Origin of the sequence: Candidatus Trichorickettsia mobilis (assembly GCF_034366785.1) — a bacterium.
Classification (GTDB): domain Bacteria; phylum Pseudomonadota; class Alphaproteobacteria; order Rickettsiales; family Rickettsiaceae; genus Trichorickettsia; species Trichorickettsia mobilis_A.
Genome location: NZ_CP112939.1, coordinates 21692 through 28079 on the forward strand (window position 1 = coordinate 21692; position 6388 = coordinate 28079).

The 6388-nt window shown below is 33.2% G+C and carries 8 protein-coding genes; 6 read left to right on the forward strand and 2 right to left on the reverse strand.

Annotation, left to right across the window (positions count from 1 at the left end):
• The first annotated feature begins 59 nt into the window (after window positions 1-59).
• From Trichorick_RS08210 to Trichorick_RS08220, 3 genes are all read left to right on the forward strand, one after another.
• Window positions 60-1115, forward strand: coding sequence for a hypothetical protein (locus Trichorick_RS08210; protein ID WP_323739174.1), 1056 nt, complete (start codon window positions 60-62; stop codon window positions 1113-1115).
• A 62-nt stretch (window positions 1116-1177) separates the two neighbouring features.
• Complete coding sequence (locus Trichorick_RS08215) at window positions 1178-2374, forward strand: leucine-rich repeat domain-containing protein (RefSeq protein WP_323739175.1); 1197 nt, start codon at window positions 1178-1180, stop codon at window positions 2372-2374.
• Window positions 2355-2807 carry a DUF805 domain-containing protein gene (locus Trichorick_RS08220; protein ID WP_323739176.1) on the forward strand — a complete coding sequence of 151 codons (453 nt, stop codon included), beginning with the start codon at window positions 2355-2357 and terminating at the stop codon, window positions 2805-2807. Before Trichorick_RS08215 ends, Trichorick_RS08220 begins: the two co-directional genes overlap by 20 nt.
• A gap of 7 nt (window positions 2808-2814) precedes the next feature.
• Here Trichorick_RS08220 and Trichorick_RS08225 read toward each other — a convergent pair whose 3' ends face one another.
• Window positions 2815-3051, reverse strand: coding sequence for a hypothetical protein (locus Trichorick_RS08225; protein ID WP_323739177.1), 237 nt, complete (start codon window positions 3049-3051; stop codon window positions 2815-2817).
• 4 nt (window positions 3052-3055) lie between these two features.
• Window positions 3056-3343: a hypothetical protein gene (locus Trichorick_RS08230; protein ID WP_323739178.1), complete on the reverse strand. Its 288-nt coding sequence runs from the start codon at window positions 3341-3343 to the stop codon at window positions 3056-3058.
• Between the two features lie 283 nt (window positions 3344-3626).
• On the opposite strand from Trichorick_RS08230, the gene Trichorick_RS08235 reads away from it, so the two are divergent.
• The 3 genes from Trichorick_RS08235 to Trichorick_RS08245 all read left to right on the forward strand — a co-directional run.
• Window positions 3627-3881, forward strand: a complete 255-nt coding sequence (locus Trichorick_RS08235; protein WP_323739179.1) for a type II toxin-antitoxin system Phd/YefM family antitoxin — start codon at window positions 3627-3629, stop codon at window positions 3879-3881.
• 2 nt (window positions 3882-3883) lie between these two features.
• A complete protein-coding gene (locus tag Trichorick_RS08240; RefSeq protein WP_323739180.1) occupies window positions 3884-4297 on the forward strand; it encodes a type II toxin-antitoxin system VapC family toxin in 414 nt (137 codons plus the stop codon).
• Between the two features lie 146 nt (window positions 4298-4443).
• Window positions 4444-6388, forward strand: a 1945-nt coding sequence (locus Trichorick_RS08245) for a TraC family protein (RefSeq protein WP_323739181.1), incomplete at its 3' end; no start/stop codon positions are given.

Consider the following 6388-nt stretch of genomic DNA (forward strand, 5'->3'; position numbering starts at 1 on the left):
AAATATTACTAATTTATTTCAATTTAAAATATAATTCTTAAATTTAAGAGTGTAGTTTTATGAAAAAAATTGACGAAACACCTATTATTTATACAAAGACAAATACTAACCAGAAAAAATGTGATCTTGTTGAAGATTTAGGAGGAAATAAATATCAACTATGTAGAGAACCTCAAAAAACAATAACAACAGGTTTTAATAAACCTTCTAAACCTACGTTTGTTGTAGATAATATAGATACGTTTAATAATAAGCCTGTAGAGATAAAACAGTTTTATAATCCAAGCCCATTAGATTATTCGCCTTATAACAGTTTACCTACTTCTTACCAACCTACTCCTCAACAATCTATACAACAATATCCTTCAAATCTTCCTTTTGAGATTAATATGGACTTTGAAAACAAAGAGTTTATGCGGTTAGGGCCAGAAAAATATCAATCACGGTCTTATGTTATCAGTGCTTTGTATAAGGTAAAACAAGGGGAATTAAATACTTCTTCTCCTTTTCCACCGATTACTGATATTACACTCGAGCATTTAAGAAATGGTGTTGAAGAAGCTCTTAAATCTACTGAAGGAATAGTTGATATTGCATTGCATGCCGTAGGTGGTGTTTTTACAGGAGCTTTTGCTGGCATGAAAATAGGTGTACGATTAGGTGGCAATCCTTATGTTATAGGTGGTTTAACAGTATTAGGAGGTATTATTGGAGCGATAACTGGTGGATTAGTTGGTCTAAAAGAAGTAGGTGTTTATGGAGGAGCTGAGGTTGTAGGAGAAGTTATTAAAGCGCAAGAAAAATTAAAGAGTCAAGAGCCAGTTGTTCAGAAAAAAAATGAAGTGTTAAATACTAATAAACTTTACAAGGGAGAGTATGGTTTATTGGGAAAATTAGATGTACAAGGAGTGACTGGACACGGATATACTCCTCGTACTGAAGAAGCACATGTTTATGATAGTAACGACAATTTAATTAAAATTCCAGTTTCTCCTAAGCGTATGGCTGTGTGGTTAAATGATTTGAAAAATAATCCAGGTAGATTTGAAACTACTTTTTACGATAAAAAAATGTGGTCAAGGCCTTCTTATGATCCTTATATGAAACGCATATAACTGGGTATTTCTTCATAATAGAGCAACAAATAATATCGTAATTTTATCTAAATTAGAGATTTATGATGAAAAGTAAAACAGATGAAGCTACAGAAAAAGCTTTTTATCACGCACTAAATTTTTTTAAGTCTAATGATAGAGGTGTAGACAATCAAAGAGCGTGCGTTCAACAATTAATGGAAATAACGGGTTTTGACTTTGATACGTGTTTAAAAATACAAAATCCAATTTTAGATTTTTATATGCAAGTTGATATGAGAAACATAGGTGGATCTGTTATAGAAAATAACCTGCAAATGGTTACTCAAACTATTCGTAATCACTTATTAAATATACAAACAAACTATAGTCAAAAAACCTTTGATCAAAAATCCAGTAATAGTATTTTATCTTGTAAAGACATAATAGAGAAAACTACTAATCCACCTCACGGAAACCTTCTTAGCGATGTGAGAATAATAGATATTAGTAAAAGTCATGTCAAAAACGAAGATATCGGAGTATTAGTACAACATTTACAGTATCAGGGATTAAACTTAAATAAATTTGATGCTAGTAATAATTTACTCGGTTACGGAGCAGTTGAAAATTTATTTTATACTTTTAGTTTATCTCGTAGTAATACCGCTCTTTATAATATTAAGTTTATCAATTTATCTAATAATCAAATAGGTGATGATGGTGCTAAATATATAGCGTCGCATTTAGGTAACGGACAACATCCTAATTTAAGGTATTTAGATGTTTCGGGAAACCATATTACAACAAATGGAGGTGCTCTATTTATTGAAGCAATGGAAGCAAAACCTCATCAAGAAATAGTAATAAAAACACATGATAACACATCTTCAAAAACAGTGTGGCAATATTTAAAACAAGCTTTTAATTATTTTGCAGATACTCATCATAAAGAAAACACTGAAACTGATAAAAAATGGGTGGGTTTATACGGTGATGATGAATGGGCCGTCTGTAAAAAATATTTACAAGCTGCTAGCATAGTAATTGGTGCTGGTTTTGTAAAAAAAAGTGTTGATAGTAAATTGATATTACTTTCATCAAAAATACCAAGTTTAAAAGGAAAAATGCTTGCTTTTAGCGGTATTTTTTTACAAATAGTTAAAGAAGATTACAAAGATTTAATGACGACTGATTTATTACAATGTATAGCCGTAATAAACAGTAAATCACTTATAGATATTAAGGATTATACAACAGAAATAATAGGTACAACTTCAGATGATTTTATCTTTGAATAAAATATTTTATCTTATAAAAGATATTTTTAATATTTTGATAAAAAATATCTTTATTAACTATTTTAAATTTTCTGGAAGAACATCGAGAAAAGAATATTTAATTTATTGTATTTCTTATTTAATTATAGACTATTTTTTACAGCGTAAATTACCATTTTTATGGTATTTTATTTATATTATATATATATTTATTCCTAGTTTATCCATTGCTTTTAGACGATTACACGATTTTAATTTTAGTGGTATAGTTATATTATGCGCAATAATATTTGTAATAGCTGTTACTATGTTTTTTGATAATTATGATATTAAATTCATTAATGATCGATTAACAACTTATTTTATTTACACCCTTTTTATATCATTAGATGTAGTGCCAGGGTTAATTCCAGGTAATTCAGGTTCTAATAAATATGGTGAACCGCCTGAATAACAAAATTTTATTTATAAGTAAATGATAATAAAGATTTTAGATATAATAAAACATCTTCACCATTAACTACCATAAAATAATGAAATAAAAGAAAGAAGATTAAAAGAGCTAAGGCAAGAAAAAATGGCTCTGCTATTTGTAGAATTTTTAAAATGTGTCTTATAAAATTCATATAACCTCCATATATAACAAAACAACCAGTAAATCCTATTAGATAGACCAACACCGCACGATAGAAAAACACGCTACTACTCAACATTAAATGTACTTAATTCACTCTTCCATTTATCAGTCGTAGCTCGGTTTTCTTCTACAACTTTTGACCAAATATCACTAAGGAACTTGTTTATATCAAAAATATGTAGAGTATTGTCAAAAAGCTGTTTGCTGATAGCTTTCACAAAGTCTTTCTGAACAATAACGTATTGTTGACTGGTCTTGCTTTCTATGATTTTTGAGAGTTCGTGAATAGTAAGCGGTGAAGTTTTAGAAAAATGTTTTAGTTCTTCTGCGGTAAATATAATTTGATTAGACATAATCAACCCCTTTTTCCAATTTAAAAACATAATGGTGCTAGGGATTGAAACAAATCATTGAGTTACAATAATCCCTACTGCATTTCATGCCAGAGGCACTTATAACAGCAGACCCCTAGCATAAAATACGCTTTAAAAGGTTTTACAGAGATTGAGTTGCAACGATATGTTTCAGTATCGATAGCAATTACAAATTATAAAAGATAATAATAACAAGCAAGTATTCTTTTGACATTTAAACTCTTTTTTACTAAACTAGTTAGAAATCTAGTAGGTTATAAAAGTGAAAAATTCTATCGGTACTTTTGAAGCAAAAACTCATTTTACAAAACTTATAACTCAAGTAATGGCAGGAGAAGAAATACTTATTACTAGAAGAGGAAGGGCTGTAGCTAAAATTATTCCAATAGAAAAAACATCTAATGCAGAAGCGATAAAAGCAGCTGTATTGCGTTTGCGTAATCTTGCTAAAGAAATGAGGCTAGGAGAGTTTAATTGGGAAGAGTGGAAAAGTTATCGAGATGAAGGAAAGCGGTAACTATGTCACCTATTATACTTGATTGCTCGGTTACCATTTCATGGTTTATGTCTGATGAAACTTCCAAAACTTCTCTTAATATACTTGATAAAGTAGCGGAGAACGGAGCTATAGTACCTACAATTTGGCAGCTGGAAGTAGGTAATGTACTGCTAATAAGTCAACGTAACAAACGTATTACAAAAGAACAAAGACACAGTGCTTTATACGCATTAAATGAATTACCGATTAATATCGATCAATCGACTTCTAAACATGCTTGGCAAGAAACAACTGAGCTGGCAGAAAGATATAGCTTAAGTTTATATGACGCATGTTATTTAGAATTATCTTTACGCTATACATTGCCACTGGCAACATTTGACAATCATCTAAAACAAGCTGCAAATTTATCTGGTGTTGTTCTTCTTATATAACTTTTAACTAAGTAATGTGCCTAAAAAAGCTTTAAATCAAATTCATAAGGTAAAAATCATCGATAGAGAAGATGCTTTAAACGAATATGAAGACGGCGATGATTTATACCTTAAATAACCGATTAAATAATTAAAATATTAAACTCATGAAATTAAGCAACTTAAACCTAATATATCGCAATATTGCTAATACTTGCGGTCTAGCCGAAAACGTAGAAAGCGAGAATACCGCTTCTATCGTAGATAAGATTCTTGCCGGAACTTTTGCGCTTGACGATTATTTGAGTTATCGATATTTCGATGAGGAAAATAACTTATTCTTAAGCGACGGCAATGTCGTCGGCTTCATGCTGGAAATTAGCCCTATCGTCGGTGTCGACGATTCCGTTCATAAAAACCTATCGCATTTCTTTAACGATGAATTGCCCGAACATTCTTATCTGCAGTTTTTATTGGTTGCTAGCCATGATGTAGAGGATATCTTAAACTACTGGCAAGAAGCTCGTGTTAATCCCGACCCTCTGCTTGATAAAATAACCAAAAGACGTGCGCAGTTCGTAAGGGAGCGGGCAATAAGTTTCGGCGTTTCCGACGGACGAATTGCCAGAGATTATCGAATATTTGTTTCTTTTAGCCAAATTATAGATACAAAAAATAACACTAAAAGCGGAATTACCGGCTTTAGAAATAGCTTTATCAATAAACTTGAATCTTTGCAATTAGCTCCGAGAACTTGTGATGCGGTTGATTTAATTAAGCTTGTCGGGACGATGCTGCAAATGGAGCTAGCAACGGACACAACCGCTAGTTATAACCCCCTAGAATTATTATCAAAACAAATAGTAGCTCCGAGCGTGATGCAAGTAATAGAGGAAGATCAAATAACCTGCGTAAGCTCAAGGCTAGTATCAAGAATTTATCATATCAAGGAATTGCCGCAAGAGTTCTCGCTTACCGAGACGATAAATTTGTTCGGCGATAGTACCCGTAGCAGTATGGGAATACCGGCAAGGTTTATTATAAGTTACTCCGTTAGCAGTAATATAAGCAAAAGCGGAAGTGCTATGATTACCGCCAGAGGTAAGAAAGTAATTGAAGCATCGGAGAAGTGGTACAGTAACGGTAATCGTGATTTAAAAAGAGAAGCGGCGGAGTGGCAAGATATTAACGATCGGGCAACAAGTAGCGGTGAGAGATTTTTGACTGAACATTGGTCGTTAATGATAACTTCTACGGCTGAATCGATCGACATAGTCAGTCAGAACTTAATTAGCTTATATAACAGTAACAATTTTCGCCTCGGTATCTCGAGCAATCTCCAGCTTCCCGCTCTGCTTAGTATGCTGCCGATGCAACAGGGCTTAATGTGGAGTATCTTAGATAAATTCAAGCTAACGAGGCTCGTCTTGTCTCGAGAAGTAATAGCAAGACTTCCAATTCATGCCGAGTGGAAAGGAGTGCCGAAATCCGGAGTACTTTTGCATGCTCGGCGCGGGCAATTATTTAACTTCAATCCGTTTTACAAAATTAGTTCGGGAAATTACAATATTTGTATATTTGCGCCTAGCGGCGGCGGTAAATCGGTATTCTTGCAAGAGCTAGCGGTTAGCTTAATGGCTCAAAATACCAGAATGTTTATTTTGGATATCGGGCAGAGCTTTGCCAATATTTGTACGTTGCTTGACGGTGAGATTATCCAGTTCGGTCGCAATGCCCCCTTTAGCCTTAATCCGTTTGCAAGTTTCTATAAAGGTATGAATCCCGACGATAAGGACGAGTTCTTGAAATGTACCAAGGGGCTACTTGAAGTAATGTGCGGAGTCGGAGACGATGCAAGAGGATCGGCAGAACTTGAAAAAGCAATAGTTGCTGCATTGCTACAGAATAATTACAAACTCGATATTAGTAGCTTTGCCGAGTTTCTAGAAAAATCCGAGTCGATTATCTTACAAAAGTATGGAGCAACGCTATATCCGTATACTAGCGAAGGTTTGTACGGTAAGTATTTTTCCGGAACAAAACAAGCTACTTTTAAGAGGTTAATTACCGTATTTGAGTTTGAAGAAATCAAAAACGATCCCAAGCTACTCT